This is a genomic window from uncultured Ruminococcus sp. (assembly GCF_937915125.1).
In the GTDB taxonomy this organism is placed as follows: Bacteria; Bacillota; Clostridia; order Oscillospirales; family Ruminococcaceae; genus Ruminococcus_C.
This window is the reverse complement of record NZ_CALDMP010000091.1, coordinates 1-20,095: the sequence shown is the minus strand read 5'-3', so window position 1 is coordinate 20,095 and position 20,095 is coordinate 1. Positions and strand designations below refer to the sequence as shown.

The window sequence follows — 20,095 nt, the reverse complement described above, 5'->3', positions numbered from 1 at the left end:
TCATCCAGTTTCATCTGTGTTCACCTTTAACACCTTTCTGGCATAAGCAAGGCTCTGCCGGAGTGTATTCTCCTTATCAAAACCTGCCAGCCGCAGCTTGTGGGCATACGTCAGGATATCCGAAAACTGCTGACAGGGCTTGAGTCCTGCCTCAACCAGGTCTTTGCCCATGACATAGGGCTTTGCCATAATATCCATGAACTTCTCATAACGCTGCATGAGAAATTCCTCTGTATCGTTGCGCTGAGGGATTTTCCCCAGACCGTCGCAGATGCTCAGCTGTATTAGGTCAAATGGCTCCACAGCCCGGTCTAACAGCTTATTGGTAGATTTCAACCGTGACCTTGCACTTGCCATAATATTCGGCTGCATGTGCAGCTCTGTCATATTCAGGACATACTGCATCAGTTTCGTTTCCGATGTGATACGGTGGAGGAACTGCTGAACCAATGGCAGTCCCTCTGTTTCATGACCGTAGGAGTGAATCACGCCGTCAATCTCTGTAGTGCAGGCCGCCTTGCCGAAATCATGGCACAGGGCAGACAGCATAAATCCCAGGGGATACCGCACAATATTTCGTCTTTTCGCAGCCTCGTCCAGTACCATCATGGTATGCGTCCATGTGTCACCTTCACGGTGGTGCTCCCGATTCTGGGGCAGTCCGATCAGGGCTTGCAGTTCGGGAAACCAATACCCCAATTGTTCCATGGTTCGCAGCTTCGCAAAGAATACAGAGGGCTTGTATGATTTCAGCAGTGCCTTTTCCATTTCCAGCATGACACGTTCTTTGGAAAGGGATGACAAATCAATGCTTTTGCAAAGTTCAGCCGTTTCCGCAGCAATTGTAAAATGGAATCTTGCGGCAAATTGCGCCGCTCTGAGTACTCGCAGGGGATCCTCTGCGAATGTGGTATCATCAATGTGACGGAGTAACTCTTTTTGCAAATCCGCCAGACCGCCGAAGTGGTCGGTGATCTCGCCTGTGAGGACGTTCTCCATCAGGGCATTGATGGTAAAATCTCTGCGTCTTGCCGCCTCATAAGTCCCCATAAAAGGGTCAGAAGTCACTGCAAAATCCCTGTGTCCAGTTCCGGTGCGTCTTTCCGTTCGTGGCAGGGCAATGTCAAGGGAATACCCCTTTAAGCCATAGATCCCGAAGCTTTTCCCGATTTTGATGCACTCGCCCATAGAATCAAGTATTTGCTCCAGCGCCGCAACAGGGATGCTATGAATTTCAATGTCGATGTCCTTGTTTTCCAGCTTGAGAAGCTTGTCCCTGACATAACCACCCACAAAATACACCGTTCCACCCAGTTCAGCCACTTTTTCGGCGATCGCCCTTGCGGCTTCTATATCTGTCATAGCCTCACCAACCTTTCGTCTGATGTTCTCTTATCGTCTTTAAAGTATTATACCACATAACCATTATTTTTTCAATGACCATTTGCATTTCCTGAAAGGGAAGGGGCTATGTGCCCCCAAACCCTAAGGCAACACCGCACAAAGACCGCCTATCGGCTTTGCAAGCATATGACGCACAATCTTTTTGCGGTATTGCCCTAACAAAACATGGCTGACAGAAACAACCTGCCAGCCATGTTTTATTTTTATCTCATTAAAAGGCACCCTTTAGAGGCATCCCTTGAAAAAATGCTTGTATTTTACTGGCGTTTGTGATATAATTGAAAAAAAAGATGCTTGTTGATGGAATTTTATGAAATATTACGAAATATATTATTGTTTCTGACAGGCATAAAAACGGGTAATACGTTTAAGGAGGAAAACAATCATGAAGAAAATCAATTGTATATGGTGGGCGGTTATCTTATCGTTTGCCATACTTGTCGCATGGCTGCTTCCTATGTTCAGTAATGGCGGTGTCACAGTTCCGGTATCGGCAGCATCTGTGGACTATCCGGTACAACTGATGAACATTGCATCCAAAGACAATGCAAAAGTGCTGACCGAGGAGGGAAGTGCCGACGGTGCAGCAGTGAGCGTACAGCCGCTTGGCAGTGATCTTTCATCGTCCTGGCGGTTTGATCGTGTGGGCTCGAACACGACTGGTACTTTTTTCAAACTTGTCAATGCACAGTCCGGTCGTCTTTTGACGCCTTTGCATTATACCGTTTCAGAAGGAACAAGCGTGATCATGTATGGCAGTGAATCGGCACAGTGCCAGCATTGGTATGTGATCCCGGTGAAAACGGACCATCTGGGAAATGATCTGTATTATAAAATCGTTAACTATTCCGATCCATCTCTTGCGCTGACGAAGGGCGCATCAGGTATGACGCTTTCGTCCTATACCGGTGCAGACAATCAGCTCTGGCTTTTGAATGCCGATGGGTTGCAGGGCTTTGCAGGCTATTGTTCGAACGACAATACCGGCAACATCAAAGCCGCAGATATTGGCGGTTTGTTCGGGGAAACGGTGGAGGTCTCTACTTTTGATGATCTGAAGAAATATGCCACGTCTGATACGCCTTATACAATTGTTGTGACTGCGGATATCAAAGTGACAAGTCTGACAACAGACTCATCGGGACGGTATTACTGCCCGGACGGCAGAATCTATGTGCACAACAACAAGACCATTATCGGCAGCTACTCCGCACATACACTGTATAATGTACAGTTCTGCACATCGTCCAAGAGCGGTACAGGGGACAATATTATCATCAAGAATTTCGATTTACAGCATGATGCCGAATCGAACGGCAATGACTCCATTGTAGTTTATTTTGGTTCCGGTCAGAATCTCTGGGTAGACCACTGCACGTTTACCGGACATGCCGATTATAATACTGCTTCTACGGGGCTGGAAGACTGGGACAAATTCCTTGCATGCTGTTATGATGCAGATTATTGTACGGTCTCAGACAGCTCCTTCGGTCTGCACGAATACGGTCTGATCCTGGGTTATCCGGCAGATGATGAAAAGTTCTACAATAATTATAACAATTTCCCGCGTATGTCTCTCATCGGGAACCAATTTCACGAGACGCTGACGCGTGGTCCCGGTTTGATGCGCTATGGCTATTTCCATTCACTCAATAATTATGTCAATATGTTCAGTATGGCATATACGGTGCACACTGCTTCGAAAATCTATGCAGAAAACTGCTATTATGAAAATGGTGGCAATGTGATCTGCGACTGGAACACAGTGAAATATCCCGGTTCTTATGCAGAATCCGGCTCCACATTTGTCAGCTGTGAGCGCACGACGATTGAGGGGTATGCCGAAGACTGCACCTGGCGTCCGGCGAACAATTATAGCTATACCGCACGTTCTGCAGCAGATGCCAAAACCTACTGCACCACGTACAGCGGATGTCAGTCTTCCAAGAATAATATGATGTATCTGCGCTTCTCTGCAAAAGGCATTCCCAGTGCAGGCTATACAGAAGCACCCAGTGCACCGGTGGCTGCAAGCTTTATGGATGGTGCTGCCTATCGGATTAAGAATGTCAACTCTGGTCTCTATCTTCAGGTAGCCGATGCAGCTGCGAAAAATGGCGCAAATGTGCAGCAGTGGGGAACAGACGGCACATCTGTACATGATATCTGGAAGTTTTACAGTGCAGGAGAAGGGTATTATTATATTGCATCCGCAGTGGGAGACGGGGGCACGTATGTGCTGGATGTCGCCGGGAAAAAGACTGAAAATGGTACCAATCTGGATATCTATCAATATAACGGAGGTGCCAACCAACAGTTTATGCTCACCCAAAATGCTGACGGCAGCTATCATATCTGTACAAAAATTTCGGGTGAAAAATCAGCTGTTGAAGTTGCAGATGGCTCCAAAACTGCCGGTGCAAACGTACAGCAGTGGGAACTGAACGGCGCAAGCTGTCAGAACTGGATTCTGGAATCGGTAACTGATCCCGGTTGTTCTATGGACACCAGTGTGATCTATACTTTTCAGAATGCGAATTCAAAGCTGGTCATGGATATTGTCAACAGTGAAATGAAAGAAAATGTGAATATCCGCCAGTGGGAACAGAATGGTGCAGATTGTCAGAAGTGGATGCTCACACCCTTTGGCACAGGTAATGATTATTGGATTCGTTCGCTCCAAGACGAGGGCTATGCACTCAAAGCGGAGAGCGGTGAATGCGGCGGAAATATCGCACTCGCCGCCTATTCTAAAACGGACAGTGCACAACTGTTTCGTTTTACAAAAAATCTTGATGGTTCGTACAGCATACGCAGTCACGCCTCAGACAATGCTTGTCTTGTGGAGGTGAGCAGCGCTGCTATGGAAAACGGCGCAAATGTACAGCAGTGGCTGCCGACAAACCATGCTTGTCAGAAATGGAGTCTTGTAACAGAGGAAAAACCAGTTACGACCACTGTGACCACAATGACAACAGTGACTACCACAACGACAAGTACAACAACATCTACTACAACTACAACAACGACAACGATAACCGCCACAACGACTGCTACAGAATCTCCCATCATACAAGTTGCAGGTGATGTGAATTGTGATGGCATATTGAATACGGCTGATCTTGTTATGATGCAAAAGTGGCTGTTATGCAATGGCAGTCTGAAAGATTGGAAAGCAGGCGATGTATATCAGGATGGGATCATCAATGGCCTGGATCTGTGCCTAATGCGGCAGATGCTGATTGCACAATAAGGATGTTTCTGCTCCCGGATGGGGCGGATGTTTTCCTGCTAGAACACATTTTCGCCCGAACTAATGAAGAAAATGCATCCGACAGTGTCTCAAAAAGATCGATTTCCTATGTGGTTTGAAAATTCAAAATGCTGTAGAGCGTCTGCTTCTCCGAAGAACAGCCGCTGCAAACAGTAAGCAGGGAAAACAGCAGTAGGATCAGGCATATGCAGGAAAGGATGGTTTCATGCTTTCGGTTCATATGTATCAGCTCCTTACAACTTCTGAATCTTTTGTTAAGGTAACACCGCACAAAGCCGCCAGGCGCTCTTTGTGCGGTGTTGCCTTAGTATTATAGTATATTCCTTCCAGAGTGGCAAAAGGGCACCTCTAAAAACCTAGGGCGATTCGGCAAAGTGCACAAGGGACGCCGGATTCTAGGCGCAAAACCGCAGGCATACTTTGTGTCTGGCAAGGTTTTGCAACGACGAAGACGGTGTTCATTGGGCATTTTGACGAACGTCATAGATTTTTAGAGGTGCCCAAAAGGGCAGAAATAGAAAAGCACCGGAACAACTGCTTATGCCAGTGTGCGGTATTGGTTTGGTGTACATCCCACAGTTTTTGAAAATTGCCGCAGAAAGTATTTTTCATCGTCCTTCCAAAAAAGAGACTGCTGCACCGAAACATTGGTGCAGCAGTCTCTTTTCCTATACTTGCTTTTAGGGCAACACCGCACAAAGAGCGCCTGACGAACAATCTTTGTGCGGTATTGTCTTAGATATTCTTTTGGAGGTCCTGATATTCAATCTGTTGTTTCCCGGCGAATCAGAATTGGTGTCACAACCTTGTGGATAGGTTCTTTCAGAGGTGTCGGTCTGCGTTTCTTGCGTTCATTCATCTGCATGACCAGCAGTTCCATGGCTTCCTGCGCGATCACATCCATTTGCTGCCCAACAGTGCTAATAGGTACAACAGCTTCAGAAGAAATGGGGGAGTTATCAAATCCAACGATCTTATAGGTGTCCGGAAGTTTGCCATATTTTCGAATGATCATATTCAAAAGAATATTGGCATGGGTGTCATTCGAGATAAAGATCCCTTTCCGCTTGTCCGGATATTGTTTTTCTAACATCTCAAAAATTTCTGCGATTTTTGTGGTAGATTCCTCATAGGAATTGCCTAGTTCTGTGAGAATGGTCTTGTGCGGCAGGTTCTTTTCATGACAGATATCCAGAAAGCCTTGGATTCTTCCATAGGCTGGAATATCTGATGCAATCCTGGAATTGATATGAATCAGAATATCGCAGTTGTTTTTCGAAAGCAGACTTGCTGCCTGCACGCCGCCCATATAGTTGTCCGTGTTAACGCTGCATACTGATTTGTCCTCCCGTTCGATGGTGACAATGGGAACATGATATGCAGCCAATTCCTCAGAGGAAATCGTGTGGCTCAGAATGATCATACCTTCGATCTGATATGCCAACAGCTCAGAAATATATTTTCTCTCCACGTCCTTCTTGTCGTTCCCGACGAATACGAGGAACTTATACCCGAACTTTTCATATGTGGAAAGCAGCTGGTTCAGCATCTCGGAGTAGTAATGCAAATAGAGGTTGGGGACAATGATGCCAACATATTCTGTTTTTCCGCTTGCCAGGATTCTTGCAACTTTGTTTTCCTTATAATCCAGTGCAGTCAGCGCATCTGCAATGATCTTCTGATTTTCCAGTGTAAGGGAATCAGGATTGTTGAAATAACGGGAAATAGTTGTCTTGGAGAATCCCGTATAATCTGCAATGTCCTGAAATGTTACAGTCTTTTTTTTCATGGAATCACCTTCGTTTTATATCATATCACATTCCAAATAGATTTGCAAGAAGATTTTGTGACAAAAAGTAACCGGTTACATTACCGGTTATGTATAGAGTGCACAAAGCAGCGAAGTTCTTTTGTACAGTTATGACAAAAAATGCAAAAAGGGGTTGACAATACAGAAATTATGTAGTATACTAAAATCACAAAGTAACCGGTTACTTAACCGGTTTTGCAAAGGACGAATACAATGTACTTATGAAAGGAGCAGACCTATGAAAAGAGCAGTGTCAGTAGGAATCGTATCACTGCTGCTTGCAGGGAGCATGACCGGATGCGGTCATAAAAACGTGCAGCCCGGCGATGTGGCAGGATACGATTCCGGAGAAACCTATATCAGTATGTGGGTCCATACCATTGAGGATACACCGGAGGGACAGGCTTACAAAGAATCTGTGAAACAATTCAATGACACGTTTAACGGCACCTATTTTGCAGATGTGGAATTTATTCCCCGAAACGACAGCGGCGGCGGATATTCTGACAAGATCAATGCCTCTGTCATGTCCGGCGATCTGCCGGATGTGATCACGGTTGACGGTCCGAATGTGGCAGCCTATGCGGCAAACGGCATCATTCAACCTTTGGCTGAATTGACTGAGGAGGAACGCAGTGCTTACCTTGATTCCATTCTGGATCAGGGAACATATGACGATCGGCTTTATGCGCTGGGTGCAATGGAATCCAGTGTGGGACTGTATTACAACAAGGCGATTTTGCAGGAGGCAGGCATTACCGTTCCAGAAGCCGGAGACCCCTGGACATGGTCAGAGTTCACAGAGATACTGGAACAGCTGAAACCCTTTATGGCAGGAAAAAACGGATATCCCCTGGATATGACGTTCCCGGTAGGTGAGGCGAGCATTTACTATTATGCACCTTTTGTCTGGTCAAACGGCGGAGATTTTGTCAGTGCAGACGGACTTACAGTGGACAGCGTGTTTAATTCTCAGGAAAATGTTGCAGCCATGCAGTATTTCCGGAGCTTTGTGGATAATGGGTATATGTCTCAGGCGCCAATTGAAAATCTCTTTGAAAGCGGACGTGCGGCTTTCAAGTTTGACGGTGCATGGGAAGTCAATACCATTTATGAAAATTATCCGGATATAGAACTTGGCGTAGCACCTTATGTTGTCAGCGATAACTGGGACGGCGGAAGATATACCCCGACAGGTTCCTGGGCATATGCGGCAACCTCAGGTACGGAACATATTGAGGCGGCAACAGAGCTTGTAAAATGGATGAGCGGTACGGACAGCGGAAAGCTGCTCTTTGAAAATACCAAGAGCATGCCGTCCACCTATGCGGCTTATGACCAGATAACACTTTTTGAAGAAGATGAAAATTACAAGGCGCTGTATGAACAGCTGAGAGATTATGGACATCCAAGACCCAAAACCCCTGTTTATCCGCAGGTAAGCACATCCTTTCAGCAGACACTTGAAAGTGTCGGACTCAGTGGGAAGGATGCGCAGGAAGAACTGGATAAATCTGTAGAAAGGATCAACGCCAAATTAGAGCGTTACACGAGAAAATGAAAAGTAAAAGATCAAACTCCATTATGGGAATGGCATTTTTCGGGCCGGCACTGCTGCTTCTGATCCTGTTTTTGTTCCTGCCCATGCTGCTGACACTGATTTTCAGCTTTACTGATTACTTTGCACTGAACCCGGATCTGACTCACTTTGTGGGATTGGAAAACTACGGAAAGATTTTCAAAGACGAGCTTTTCTCATCTGCTTTCTGGAACACATTGAAATTCGTCTTGATCATTGTACCGGCTCAGAGCCTTGGGGCACTGGGACTTGCACTGCTCATCAACAAGGTGACCATTTGCAAGAAATACTTCAAAGTCGCATTCTTTATTCCGGTTGTCATGTCTCTTGCAGTGGTATCCAATCTGTGGATGCAGATTTACAGCCCGGAGGGTATCCTGAATACCTTGCTCAGTCACATTGGCATTGATGCACAGCCCTTTATCCATAGCGCAGACCAGGCGCTGCCGTCCATTGCCATTATGAGTGTATGGCAGGGCGTCGGCTATCAGATGATCATTTTCCTGGGCGGTCTGCAGGCAATCAATCCGGCACTTTACGAGGCAGCGGAGATGGATCACGCCAGCGGTTGGCAGAAGTTCAAGGATATCACACTGCCAGAGCTGAAACCCCTTTGCGTATTCGTGTTCATTACCATTACCATCGGTGCATTCCGCATGATCGTACAGCCCATGGTCATGACCGGCGGCGGCCCGTCTCATTCGACTTATACACTGGTATATGATATTTACGAAACTGGTACAGTAAACTGGGAAATCGGTCTGGCGTCGGCAATGGCAATTGTGTTCACTGCATTTGTTGTGATACTGACCATCATTCAGACCATTCTGACAAAAGATAAGGAGGGTAAACATGCGAACAAGAAAACAAAAAACCGCTAACATTATCTTAGCAGTTGTACTATTCATCTTATCTCTGTTCTTTCTGTTTCCAGTGCTCTGGATGTTGGCGAACTCTTTCAAGACGGACGCTGCCATTACAGCAGATATGAACACCGTAAAGGCGTTTATTCCGCCGGCACTGAACGGAAGCTTTTTTGACAACTACATCACAATTCTCACGGACACCAGTTTTATCCGCTATATGCTCAACACTTTGTTCTATGCGGCAATTATGATCGTTGCAGGAATTGTGGTAAACGGTTTGGCGGGCTATGCTCTCGCAAAAATCAATTTCCCATTCCGGGAACGCTGGGTGCTGATCATCATGCTGCTGATGATCGTTCCCACAGAAACCATTATCACCATCAACTTCCTGTTTGTTGCAAAGATGGGTCTGCTTAACACTGTATTCGGTTATGTATTACCTATGATCGTCAATCCTTTTAATATTTTTCTGTTCCGCCAGGTGTTTATCAGTTTGCCGGACGATGTCTGGGAAGCGGCACAGCTGGACCATTGCAGTCCGTTGAAATACTTCTTTACCATGGTGCTGCCGATGTCTAAAACCGTTGTGGCAACTGTCAGCGTATTCACATTCCTGAATGTCTGGAACGATTATCTCTGGCCGTCGCTGGTGTTCACATCCAGTGATTTGCTGACGGCGCAGATCGGTCTGAACTCCATCACTTCCAACGACAATACTACCATGGGACAGACCCTTGCAGTCATTACCATGATCACCATTCCGGTTATTATTATCTATGCACTGTTCTCGAAACAAATTGTGGAGGGTGTTGTCTCCACCGGTTCTAAGGAGGGCTAAGTTATGAGCTTTATTGAGATGAAACATATTGACAAGCAGTATGCCAATGCAGATAGAAAATCTGTGACTGACTTTAATCTGGAAATCGAACAGGGAGAATTTATCGCTTTTGTCGGACCGTCCGGCTGCGGAAAATCCACCACCCTGCGCATGATTGCAGGCTTTGAGGACATCACCGGCGGTGAACTTTACATTGACGGAAAGAAGATGAATGAAACCGCTCCCAGAGACAGAGGGATTGCCATGGTGTTTCAGAACTATGCACTTTATCCTCACATGACCGTAGAAAAGAACATCTCCTACGGGCTGAAAAATATGAAGGTTCCGTCTGGGGAAATCAAGAAAAAGGTGGACTGGGCCATTGATATTCTGGGACTTTCTGAATACCGCTATAGAAAGCCTAAGAACCTTTCCGGTGGTCAGCGGCAGAGAGTGGCGCTGGGACGAGCCATTGTTAAGAATCAGAAGGTGTTCCTCATGGACGAACCCCTTTCCAATCTGGATGCGAAGCTGCGTGTCAGCATGAGAAACGAGATCAGCAAGCTGCACCGGGAATTGGGCAGCACGACCATTTATGTTACGCACGATCAGGTAGAGGCAATGACCATGGCAGACCGCATTGTCATTATGAAAGACGGTGTCATTCAGCAGGTGGGCAAGCCCATGGAACTCTATGAGCATCCTGCAAACAAGTTTGTGGCAGGCTTTATCGGATCTCCTCAGATGAATTTCTATAATGTCACGGTAAAGGGAAATACAATTGCTTTTGCAACTGGTGAAACAATTGCGCTGCCGGATGCAGTAATCTCAAAGCTGAACGGCAGACAGGGCGAGATGATCCTGGGTATCAGAGGTGAGGACATCAAGCTGGATGAGCAGAATCTTTCCCTTTATCAGAGCGAAAAGCAGCAGTCTGTTGTGGAAAATGCAGAGGTAATGGGCAACGAGAACAATTTGTACTTCACCTTTGGCGGAAGTCAGTCGGTTGCAAGAGTTTCCAAGTATGAGATCAGCAGCGTTGGTGACAGCATCGAGTTTGTATTTACACCGTCAAGAATGCATTTCTTTGACAAGGATACGGAGGAGTGTTATGTCTGAAACAAATCTGATACATCTGAAAGCGCCCAATTGCTGGATTAACGATCCCAACGGCTTTATTTACTTCAAGGGTATGTATCACCTGTTTTATCAGTGCTTTCCCTATTCCGCACAGTGGGGCAGAATGCACTGGGGTCATGCGGTCAGCAAGGATCTGGTACACTGGGAGCACAAAGGCATTGCACTGTATCCCTCAAAGAAAGATGACAGAAGCGGCTGTTTTTCCGGCAGTGCAGTGGAATGGAATGGAAAAATGCATCTGATCTATACCGGGGTAAACTATCTCCAGGAAGATCCGGAAAATATCAACACTTGTCTGAATGATCAGTTCCAGTCGGCACAGCTAATGATCACTTCTGAAAATGGCATGACATTCGACAATCTTGCGGACAAGAAAACGATACTTCCACCCATTGAGAAACCGCATATGGGCAGTAAAACCCACACCCGTGACCCAAAGGTCTGGAGAGAAAAGGACACGTGGTATATGGTACTGGGCAGCTCCGTGGAAGAGAAAGGCAGATTGCTGTTTTATAGAAGCAAGGATCTGGAACACTGGGAGTATGTCAGCCATGCAGAAAAAGACAACTTCGGCTGGATGTGGGAGTGTCCTGATTACTTTGAAACGGACGGGAAAAAGGTACTCATTTTTTCGCCTATGGGGTTCTTAAAAGAGGGTAAAGCGTATGATTCCGCAGCAATCTGTATGATTCCAGAATTCGACACAAAAAGCTGCATCATGCATCTGCCGGATGAATTTCAATTTCTGGATTATGGTCTGGATCTGTATGCACCCCAGAGTGCAACGGATGCTGAGGGACGGCGTGTATTGGTGGCATGGGCAAGAATGCCGGAGGCTGTCGATGGAAAGTGGAACGGTATGTTCTGCATTCCAAGAATTGTGGAGGTAAAAAACGGACATATCTACTTCCGTCCGCATCCCAATATGACAAATCAATTTACGAAAAAAATCACATCTCCGTTGGAAGCCGGAAAAGGCGGATACAGGATCAGCGTTGATATGCACCAGGGTTCAGAAATCAATATCGGCGGTTATAGGATCTTGTATCAGAAAAATAGAGTTTATGCTGACCGCAGTGCAGTATTTGCAGGGCATAACGAGATTCGATGTCAGTTTGAAACGCCTGAGATCCGGGAGGGAAATCATCTGGATATTTATGTGGACGCGAACTTGATTGAAGTTTATATCAATGACGGCGAGTATGTTCTGAGTAATGTGGTGTACAGCTTATCAAACGAGATACAAGCTGAGAACTATGAGATTTTTACAACAGAAACTTGAGGTGAAACCATGAAACTGAACAATCAAATTATGCTCATCACCTATGCAGACAGCATGGGAAAGAATCTGAAAGAACTGCACGCAGTTCTGAACAAACACTATAAAGACGCAGTAGGCGGTGTACATATTCTTCCGTTTTTTCCGTCCTCGGCAGACCGTGGCTTTGCACCCATGTGCTATGACAAGGTAGACGAGACATTCGGCGATTTTTCCGATATCGAGGCAATCGGGGAAGAATATTACCTGATGTTTGACTTTATGGTCAACCATATTTCCGCAAGCTCTGAATATTTCCAGGATTTCCTGCAAAAGAAAGACGCTTCGGAATACAAGGACTTTTTCATCCGCTACAGCGAATTCTGGGAAAAGGGTGAGCCAACCCAGGAGCAGATCGACAAGATCTACAAGCGGAAACCTCGTGCACCCTATATCGAAGCGGAATTTGCCGATGGTACCAAGGAAAAGATCTGGTGTACCTTCTGCGAGGAACAGATCGACCTGGATGTGACCAAGGCAAAGACAAAAGCATTTATCCGGGATACTCTGAAATCCATGTGCCATCACGGTGCAGCTGTCATTCGTCTGGATGCCTTTGCCTATGCTGTGAAAAAAGCAGATACCAGCTGCTTCTTCATTGAACCGGATATCTGGGAACTGCTCTATGAGATCGAAAGCATTGTGAAAGAGGAACAGGCGGAAATTCTGCCGGAAATTCATGAGCACTACACAATCCCTATGAAAATCGCCGAAAAAGGCTTCTGGATCTATGATTTTGCGCTGCCGGTGCTGACGCTTCATGCACTGTACAATCATACGGGAAAGTACCTCAAAAACTGGATGGAACAGTGTCCCATGAAACAGTTCACTACCCTGGATACCCACGACGGTATCGGTATTGTGGATGTCAAGGATCTGTTGTCCGACGAAGAAATCGAAATGGTCAAGGAACAGATGTACAGTCAGGGTGCAAATGTGAAGAAGATCTACAGCTCCGAGGCATACAACAATCTGGACATTTATCAAGTAAACACGACATATTATTCTGCACTGGGTAACAATGACGATGCCTATCTGCTGGCAAGAGCCATTCAGTTTTTTGCACCGGGAATTCCCCAGGTGTACTATGTAGGAATGCTGGCAGGGAGCAACGATATTGCTCTTATGGAACGTACCAAAAACGGACGTGACATCAACCGCCATTATTATTCCGTGGAAGAAGTGGAACAGGAGCAGAGCCGTCCGGTAGTGCAGAAGCTGAAAGAACTGATGGTGCTGCGCAATACCCATCCGGCATTTTCTCTGGATGGTTCCATTGAAATTCAGACAGAGGGCGACAAACTTATGATTGTCAGACAATACGGCGAACATCGCATTGCTCTGAAAGCGAATCTGACGAACTATGCATTTGAGATTGAGAAAACAGAATGAACGGAGGGTGCATATGAAACGATTTGACGTGGTTGCACTGGGAGAGTTGCTCATTGACTTCACGGAAGATGGCACAAGCGCACAGGGCAATCCTGTGTTAGAAGCCAATCCCGGCGGTGCACCGTGCAATGTTCTTGCTATGCTAAATAAATTGGGCAAGAAAACTGCATTTATCGGCAAGGTTGGCAACGATATTTTTGGCAGACAGCTTGCAGAAGCGGTAGAGCAAAGCGGAACAGACACTTCCAATCTGATTTTTGATGATACAGTTCACACAACGCTTGCCTTTGTGCATACATTTCCGGATGGCGAACGAGAATTCAGCTTTTACCGGAATCCTGGGGCAGATATGATGCTGACAAAAGAAGAAGTCATGGCAGACATCCTCAAGGAAACAAAAATCTTTCATTTTGGAACGCTGTCTTCTACGCATGAGGGTGTTCGCGAAGCTACCAGGTATGCCATTGACATTGCAAAAGAAAACGGTGCATTGATTTCCTTTGATCCGAATCTGAGAGAACCGCTGTGGAATACACTGGAAGATGCCAGAAAAGAAATTGCATACGGCTTGTCAAAATGCGATATTCTGAAAATATCTGACAATGAACTGGAATTTATGACAGGCACGAAAGATTATGCAAAGGGCGTGGAAATTCTCAGAGCACAGTATGATATGAAGATCATCTTTTTGACATTGGGGAAGGACGGCAGCCGTGCTTATTATAAGGATATGATGGCGGAACAGCCCACTTTTTCTCAGATAAAAGCGGTAGAGAAAACCGGTGCAGGTGATACCTTTGAGGGATGTGCATTGAATTATCTCCTGGAACATGATGTGGATGCACTGACAGAGGATAACTTGTCAGAACTGCTTTTGTTTGCAAACGCTGGGGCATCTTTGATCACCACCCGAAAAGGAGCACTGAAAGTGATGCCAGAAAAAACAGAGATTGAGAATATTCTTCGGACTATGTGATATGAGAAGCATGTAATTTCGATATTCATCGGAATTATGTGCTTCTTTTTTGAGAAAGAGAAAGTGTGAACATGCGTTAATGGCGTTTTTTTGTGTTCTTTTTTGACCTTTGTCGGGGCTGGTTTTCCGAAAAACCTTCTCCAAAAACTTCATTGGTTTCAGTAACCATAATAAATGAAGACCTGTCTATCTCATGTGCGATACGGCGTACCATATAGGCCTGGGATTTTGAACAGGCGCACAGCAGTACATCTTTTTCGTGCTTTGTATAGCTTCCTTTTGCTTTTAGTTCTGTGGAACCGCGACCGATCAGTTCACCGATGCGCCGGGCGATCTCCTGCCCACAATCGGTCACAATGATCAGGAGCATACCTGCCCCTATGCCGTACATGATTTTATCGATCACAAGTGAAGTCAAAATCGTGGCAGTCAGTCCATACAGAACGGCATCTGTATTTCCAAATGCCGGCCATCCCAACAGGATAATAAACAGGTCTATGATCATGGCAACTGAGCCGATGGAAAAATGGGGGCGAAGCGCCTTTATGGACATTGTAATAAAATCAGTTCCACCGGAGGACGATCCCCGCAGATAGAACAGCGCATGGCCAATTCCAATGAAGATGCCGGAATAAAGCGCCGCCATGAACTGTGAACCGGAATAGACGGGAAAATGTGGAAAGATGATATCCAGAAAAATGGTGCAGATGCACATGGTTTTTATGGTTTTCAGCAAAAATTGTTTTCCCAGGAGTCTGGCACTGAGAAGAATAAGCGGAATATTCAAGATAAATGTGGTGATTCCGATGGGAAGTCCCCACAAGTAATTCATGATCAGAGAAAGACCGGTTAATCCACCGGGTGCGAAGTTTGCCATTTTTGCAAAGGTATAAACACCTGCTGCATTAAAAAAAGCTCCGATCATATCATACAACAAATCAAATGCGATGGTTTTTGCTGCTGTAGATCTCATGATGGGTATTCCTCTCTGTGGATGGTATCTGACTGGCAGAAGGAGGTCGTTTCTTTCTGTTTTTGGGGTGTTGTCCTTAGTATAAACATTTTTACGGTGAGTATGCTCTCACATTTTTCTGGCGAAATAAAAATGGCAAAAAGTCTTTTCAAAAAGAGGGAATTGTGCTATAATGAAAGAAAACCGGAGAAATAAACGGGTGTTACTGCATTCTGGTAAACAATGATAGCAATACCGTGCAAATATTGAACGCTATTACCATATCTGAGAAAAGAGGATGGTCTATGAAAGTGATTGCAACCAATCATCTGACAAAAAACTACGGAAAAAACCGTGGGATCACTGATTTGAATCTGACAGTGGAGGAAGGGGATTTTTTCGGATTTATGGGTCCCAACGGTGCGGGGAAATCAACTACGATCCGAACGCTTCTGGGCCTGATTTTTCCCACATCCGGCACAGCGGAGATTTTCGGAAAGGATATTATACGACAGAAAACAGAAATTCTGGCTGATGTGGGCTATATGCCGTCAGAGGCAACGTTTTATTCCGGCATGCGAGTGCGAGATATCATTTCTTTTTCTGCGAAAATGCGCAGAACGGACTGTGCCCATGAAGCAAAGATTCTTTGTGAACGGCTGGCATTGGATACGGAAAAACGTGTAGAGGAACTATCGCTTGGAAATCGGAAAAAAGTTTCTATTGTGTGTGCCTTGCAGCACAAGCCCAGACTCTGTATTCTTGACGAGCCGACAAGTGGTCTGGATCCTCTGATGCAGAAGGAGTTTTTTGAGATTCTGAAAGAACGTAATTCTGAGGGCGCTACCATTTTTCTTTCCTCTCACGTCCTTTCCGAGATCCAGAGGCATTGTTCCCGTGCTGCAATTATTAAAGAGGGAAAACTAATTGCACTGGACAGCGTAGAGAATTTATCCAAGACCAATGCAAAGCGCGTGACGCTTCATGGTGTGCATACTGTGCCGGAAGAACTGTCTCCCAGATCTTTGGAAACATCAGATGATTATGTGACGTTTCTTTACAGCGGGGATATCCGGAAACTGCTGCATACAGTGCAGCAGCTGCCTGCTTATGACATGACAATCACAGATCCGGATCTGGATGAGATCTTTTTGCATTTTTACGAAAAAGGCGGTGAAACCTTATGATGATTTATAGAAAAGAAATGAGACAGTCTTTTAAATCTCTGGTGATTTGGACATGCTCTATTGCTTTTATGCTTTTGATATGTATTTTTATGTTTCCTGAAATGAAAGGTGAGATGGACAGTGTCAGCAGTGTGTTTTCCAACATGGGCGAATTCAGTGCAGCTTTCGGAATGGATCAGCTCAGCTTCGGTGAATTGATGGGCTTTTATGGCGTTGAATGCGGAAATATTCTTGGAATCGGCGGCGGCTTTTTTGCAGCACTTGCCGGCATTTCTGTTCTTGCAGGAGAGGAGAAAGAGCGCACAGCTGAATTTCTCCTGACCTATCCTGTGAGCCGAACTTCCGTACTGACCCAGAAGCTTGCGGCAGTTCTTACGCAGGTAATCGTGCTGAATATTTTTGCGGAGGCAGTGAGTCTGATTTCAGCTGCGGTGATCGGTGAATCTTTTCAGATGCGGGAATTTCTGCTGCTGCACACTGCATATATGATGATGCAGATTGAGATCGCTTGTATCTGTTTTGGCATATCCGCATTTATTCGGCGCGGCAGCATCGGAATCGGTCTGGGACTGGCTCTTGTACTTTACTTTATGAATATCATCTGTAATATCAGCGAACAGGCAGAATTTCTGAAGTACATTACGCCTTATGCATATGCCGAAGCTAGCAATATTATTTCCGGATCAGAACTGGAATGGGGGCTAATCGGGTTCGGTGCAGTATATGCTCTGGTAGGAATTGTGGTAGCTTTTCTGAAGTATACCAAAAAAGATATCGCATCATAATGACTTGTTGCAGAGAACAAATAGAAAAGGGGACTGTTGCACACAGTCAAAATCCCACGAGAAAACGGCGCGATGTGTGCATCGCACCCTACAAATCACCACATATTTACGTGACATTTTGTAGGGGTCGATGCCCACATCGACCCGTGAATCAGGATTTTGCTGTCCTTGCAGCATCCCCTTTATTATATTTTTTCAACAAATTTACGCTAGCATCAATAAATCCTAAACAAATGCAGCAGCTTCTGCCAGAAGTTCCGGCTCTCTTCGGTTTCTTCCTCAGGAATCTCAATGGCATTTGTTTTTGTGACAAATTGGACAGACTGCACATCGGTATTTTTTCCGACACAAAGGAGACCGTCTCGCTGTCGCCGCCCTGGATAGAGGCGATCATCTCATCGATCTTGTCTGTGATCTCTTTGTCCATACCAGAAATTTTGCTTTTTAGTTCTCCTGCACCATCGCACAATTTTGTAATGCCGTCATACAGTTCCGCTACGCCTTCGTCCAGGGTGCTGGAGCCTTCCACCAGGGTTTTGCTGCCTGCTGCAAGGTCAGATACGCCGCCGGTAAGCTGGGGGTAGCCCTTTGCAATCTTATCTACGCCGGCGGTATATACCTGAATACCGCCGTTCAGTGAACTGTACTGCGCCGAAAGGGCGTTGACGCCCTGGGAAAGCTTGCTGACGTTGACCAGCATCGTACTCAGAGTATCTGCAAGCGTTGCAATTGCCTGATCAAATTCTGTGTAGCTTTGTTCCAGTGCATCCAGACCTGCCACAAGTTCCGAAACGCCGGCAGAGACGGTGTTCAGATATTGTTCCGTGCCGGCAATGGCACCGTTGTTGCCGTTCAGAAGCTGATCGATCTGCGCCGTGAGACTGTCGATTGCCTGGGTATTCCCGGCGACAAGTGTGTCAATGTCCAGACCTTTTGCGGACATGGCAGCTTTGTACTGTGCATAACCAAGATTGGTTTGCAGTTCCTGCGCGCCGCTTTTCAGACTGGTTATAGCAGTTTTGATCTCACCGGAAGCTGCTGCCAGCTTCTCCACATTTTCCGTATCTATGGATACGGCGTCAAGGGTGGACTGAATTTGTGCCAGAGCAGACTTAATCTGTGCAGAACCGGAGGAGAGTATATCTGACAGGGCATTCAGTTCATCAATGCCGCTCTGCAGGGTGTAGATACCCGTGGACAGCTTTTTCACACCACTGTCCAGACTTTTTGTTCCCTCGGAAAGCTGTGAGGAACCGTCTTTTAAGGAACTGCCGCCCTCTTTCAGTTGGTCAGAAAGTGCCTGTTCCGTTTCCTGATCGCCTTTCGGTACAAGCAGCACATAGGTATCGCTCTTGCCGAAGGTATTTTCAATCAGCACCATGTCAGACCCGAGCTGGGTCTCCTCGTTGAAGATATGAGAGGAGCCGTAATAGTAATCATTTGCATTGGATGCAAGGAAAGAGGGCACGATGATCACTGCGAACAGGCAGACAAAGGGAACCATGACCTTGCTGACCAGTTTTCCGAATTTGTCGAATTTCGGTACCAGCCGGCGGTGACGTGTTTTGTCAATAAGCTTATAGACCAGCAGAATGATCACAGACTTTGCCCAGGACATTGTGGTGAAGATCAGCACCAGCAGTACAAAGGCAACTGCAAATGCAGCGATCTGGGCAATTTCTTTTACAGTACTTTCCGTGGCGACTGCCGTGGAAACTGCCGAACCCTCCATGGTGTTTTCATCACCGCTGATGTTCCGTATTTCCGTGACGGCATCCAGGATGTGTTTCTCCTCAATGATCATGGAAAACAGCGCCGCATTGTCCTGATAATACGTTTCAATGGTATCACTGTCCATGGTTTCCAGAGGTTCGTTCAGATCGGCGCTGTCATCCAGCCACGTCACATCGGAAACACCTTCCACGGCTTCTAATTTTTCTTTGTATTCCAGCGCCTCCGGGATTGTCACATCTTTTACCATGACTCGTGCGTTGGGGATGCCGCCGTCGAACTCCTCGCCCATGACATCCAGGGGAAACAGTTGACTTACTGTCTTTCGGCAAATAGTCGTTCATGTCATAGTTAACAGACACAAACCCCTTGCAGACTGCGCCCAGAACAGCAAGTACCAGAAAGATAGCAAGGACCAGCTTTGGTCTTGCGGTGATCTTCTCATAAAATTGCTTCAAGTTGTATCGCCTCCATAGTGTATTGCCGTTCCTGTGAGAACCAGCGTTCTTTTCTTGATTTCCAGGCAGAGTATGATCTCTTTGCTGTCCAGAAATCCAGTGCCCTGATATGCCACCCTCCGTAGCAGCGTTTTCAGAATCCCCGAAATTTCACAGTTTCCATTCGCATCGACTGTACCGCGAAAAGGATTCTCATGTTCCATGACACTGAGAATGCCTTGCATGTTACCGCCCTGTACTTCTGCGGAAAGTGTGCCGATCTCCTCTCCCCCCCACGGGAGCGGACAGAACAATATTGTATTGATAGAATTCCTGCTTGTTCATAACACACCTCTTTCTTTTTTACCTCTAAAGTAGTCTCTCCTTAAACCACAAAAAATCACCGAAATATCGACAAAATCGTCCA

At 46.0% G+C, this 20,095-nt stretch carries 16 protein-coding genes; 10 read left to right on the top strand and 6 right to left on the bottom strand.

Annotated elements, in window-relative coordinates; translation table 11 throughout:
- The gene (locus Q0418_RS09150; protein ID WP_298483831.1) at window positions 1-1,362 is read right to left on the bottom strand and encodes a CCA tRNA nucleotidyltransferase; all 1,362 of its coding nucleotides are present in this window, start codon (window positions 1,360-1,362) and stop codon (window positions 1-3) included.
- 427 nt (window positions 1,363-1,789) lie between these two features.
- Here Q0418_RS09150 and Q0418_RS09145 point away from each other — a divergent pair, with 427 nt between their 5' ends.
- Complete coding sequence (locus tag Q0418_RS09145; RefSeq protein WP_298483830.1) at window positions 1,790-4,657, top strand: RICIN domain-containing protein; 2,868 nt, start codon at window positions 1,790-1,792, stop codon at window positions 4,655-4,657.
- Window positions 4,658-4,763: 106 nt separating this feature from the next.
- Here Q0418_RS09145 and Q0418_RS09140 read toward each other — a convergent pair whose 3' ends face one another.
- Window positions 4,764-4,898 carry a hypothetical protein gene (locus Q0418_RS09140; RefSeq protein WP_298483829.1) on the bottom strand — a complete coding sequence of 45 codons (135 nt, stop codon included), beginning with the start codon at window positions 4,896-4,898 and terminating at the stop codon, window positions 4,764-4,766.
- A 543-nt stretch (window positions 4,899-5,441) separates the two neighbouring features.
- Window positions 5,442-6,467: a LacI family DNA-binding transcriptional regulator gene (locus tag Q0418_RS09135; RefSeq protein ID WP_298483828.1), complete on the bottom strand. Its 1,026-nt coding sequence runs from the start codon at window positions 6,465-6,467 to the stop codon at window positions 5,442-5,444.
- 259 nt (window positions 6,468-6,726) lie between these two features.
- Here Q0418_RS09135 and Q0418_RS09130 point away from each other — a divergent pair, with 259 nt between their 5' ends.
- Genes Q0418_RS09130 through Q0418_RS09100 form a run of 7 tightly spaced genes read left to right on the top strand, consistent with a single transcriptional unit; the run spans window position 6,727 to window position 14,576 of the window.
- Window positions 6,727-8,049, top strand: coding sequence for a sugar ABC transporter substrate-binding protein (locus tag Q0418_RS09130; protein ID WP_298483827.1), 1,323 nt, complete (start codon window positions 6,727-6,729; stop codon window positions 8,047-8,049).
- A 23-nt stretch (window positions 8,050-8,072) separates the two neighbouring features.
- Entirely contained in the window at window positions 8,073-8,948 is an 876-nt protein-coding gene (locus tag Q0418_RS09125) for a carbohydrate ABC transporter permease (protein ID WP_298483826.1), read from the top strand.
- On the top strand, window positions 8,920-9,771 hold the full coding sequence (locus tag Q0418_RS09120; protein WP_298483825.1) for a carbohydrate ABC transporter permease: 852 nt from the start codon (window positions 8,920-8,922) through the stop codon (window positions 9,769-9,771). Before Q0418_RS09125 ends, Q0418_RS09120 begins: the two co-directional genes overlap by 29 nt.
- A 3-nt stretch (window positions 9,772-9,774) precedes the next feature.
- Window positions 9,775-10,869, top strand: a complete 1,095-nt coding sequence (locus Q0418_RS09115) for an ABC transporter ATP-binding protein (RefSeq protein ID WP_298483824.1) — start codon at window positions 9,775-9,777, stop codon at window positions 10,867-10,869.
- The gene (locus Q0418_RS09110; RefSeq protein ID WP_298483823.1) at window positions 10,862-12,172 is read left to right on the top strand and encodes a glycoside hydrolase family 32 protein; all 1,311 of its coding nucleotides are present in this window, start codon (window positions 10,862-10,864) and stop codon (window positions 12,170-12,172) included. The genes Q0418_RS09115 and Q0418_RS09110 overlap by 8 nt, the downstream gene beginning before the upstream one ends.
- 9 nt (window positions 12,173-12,181) lie before the next feature.
- Window positions 12,182-13,600, top strand: a complete 1,419-nt coding sequence (gene gtfA, locus Q0418_RS09105; protein WP_298483822.1) for a sucrose phosphorylase — start codon at window positions 12,182-12,184, stop codon at window positions 13,598-13,600.
- 13 nt (window positions 13,601-13,613) lie between these two features.
- Window positions 13,614-14,576, top strand: coding sequence for a carbohydrate kinase (locus tag Q0418_RS09100; RefSeq protein ID WP_298483821.1), 963 nt, complete (start codon window positions 13,614-13,616; stop codon window positions 14,574-14,576).
- Between the two features lie 76 nt (window positions 14,577-14,652).
- On the opposite strand, the gene Q0418_RS09095 is transcribed toward Q0418_RS09100, so the two are convergent.
- The gene (locus Q0418_RS09095; RefSeq protein WP_298483820.1) at window positions 14,653-15,549 is read right to left on the bottom strand and encodes a YitT family protein; all 897 of its coding nucleotides are present in this window, start codon (window positions 15,547-15,549) and stop codon (window positions 14,653-14,655) included.
- A 284-nt stretch (window positions 15,550-15,833) separates the two neighbouring features.
- On the opposite strand from Q0418_RS09095, the gene Q0418_RS09090 reads away from it, so the two are divergent.
- Together Q0418_RS09090 and Q0418_RS09085 are read left to right on the top strand one after the other, a co-directional pair.
- On the top strand, window positions 15,834-16,715 hold the full coding sequence (locus tag Q0418_RS09090; RefSeq protein ID WP_298483819.1) for an ABC transporter ATP-binding protein: 882 nt from the start codon (window positions 15,834-15,836) through the stop codon (window positions 16,713-16,715).
- On the top strand, window positions 16,712-17,500 hold the full coding sequence (locus tag Q0418_RS09085) for an ABC transporter permease subunit (RefSeq protein ID WP_298483818.1): 789 nt from the start codon (window positions 16,712-16,714) through the stop codon (window positions 17,498-17,500). The genes Q0418_RS09090 and Q0418_RS09085 overlap by 4 nt, the downstream gene beginning before the upstream one ends.
- Window positions 17,501-17,651: 151 nt before the next feature.
- Here the strand turns inward: Q0418_RS09085 and Q0418_RS09080 are convergent, their stop codons facing one another.
- Window positions 17,652-19,523: a hypothetical protein gene (locus Q0418_RS09080; RefSeq protein WP_298483817.1), complete on the bottom strand. Its 1,872-nt coding sequence runs from the start codon at window positions 19,521-19,523 to the stop codon at window positions 17,652-17,654.
- A 162-nt stretch (window positions 19,524-19,685) separates the two neighbouring features.
- Entirely contained in the window at window positions 19,686-19,913 is a 228-nt protein-coding gene (locus Q0418_RS09075) for a hypothetical protein (RefSeq protein WP_298483816.1), read from the bottom strand.
- Window positions 19,914-20,095: the final 182 nt, after the last annotated feature.

Bases quoted from the DNA above. Each gene is read 5' to 3' on its own strand.
- Q0418_RS09150 (WP_298483831.1), bottom strand. From the start codon at position 1,362: ATGACAGATATAGAAGCCGCAAGGGCGATCGCCGAAAAAGTGGCTGAA.
- Q0418_RS09145 (WP_298483830.1), top strand. From the start codon at position 1,790: ATGAAGAAAATCAATTGTATATGGTGGGCGGTTATCTTATCGTTTGCC.
- Q0418_RS09140 (WP_298483829.1), bottom strand. From the start codon at position 4,898: ATGAACCGAAAGCATGAAACCATCCTTTCCTGCATATGCCTGATCCTA.
- Q0418_RS09135 (WP_298483828.1), bottom strand. From the start codon at position 6,467: ATGAAAAAAAAGACTGTAACATTTCAGGACATTGCAGATTATACGGGA.
- Q0418_RS09130 (WP_298483827.1), top strand. From the start codon at position 6,727: ATGAAAAGAGCAGTGTCAGTAGGAATCGTATCACTGCTGCTTGCAGGG.
- Q0418_RS09125 (WP_298483826.1), top strand. From the start codon at position 8,073: ATGGGAATGGCATTTTTCGGGCCGGCACTGCTGCTTCTGATCCTGTTT.
- Q0418_RS09120 (WP_298483825.1), top strand. From the start codon at position 8,920: ATGCGAACAAGAAAACAAAAAACCGCTAACATTATCTTAGCAGTTGTA.
- Q0418_RS09115 (WP_298483824.1), top strand. From the start codon at position 9,775: ATGAGCTTTATTGAGATGAAACATATTGACAAGCAGTATGCCAATGCA.
- Q0418_RS09110 (WP_298483823.1), top strand. From the start codon at position 10,862: ATGTCTGAAACAAATCTGATACATCTGAAAGCGCCCAATTGCTGGATT.
- gtfA (WP_298483822.1), top strand. From the start codon at position 12,182: ATGAAACTGAACAATCAAATTATGCTCATCACCTATGCAGACAGCATG.
- Q0418_RS09100 (WP_298483821.1), top strand. From the start codon at position 13,614: ATGAAACGATTTGACGTGGTTGCACTGGGAGAGTTGCTCATTGACTTC.
- Q0418_RS09095 (WP_298483820.1), bottom strand. From the start codon at position 15,549: ATGAGATCTACAGCAGCAAAAACCATCGCATTTGATTTGTTGTATGAT.
- Q0418_RS09090 (WP_298483819.1), top strand. From the start codon at position 15,834: ATGAAAGTGATTGCAACCAATCATCTGACAAAAAACTACGGAAAAAAC.
- Q0418_RS09085 (WP_298483818.1), top strand. From the start codon at position 16,712: ATGATGATTTATAGAAAAGAAATGAGACAGTCTTTTAAATCTCTGGTG.
- Q0418_RS09080 (WP_298483817.1), bottom strand. From the start codon at position 19,523: ATGGGCGAGGAGTTCGACGGCGGCATCCCCAACGCACGAGTCATGGTA.
- Q0418_RS09075 (WP_298483816.1), bottom strand. From the start codon at position 19,913: ATGCAAGGCATTCTCAGTGTCATGGAACATGAGAATCCTTTTCGCGGT.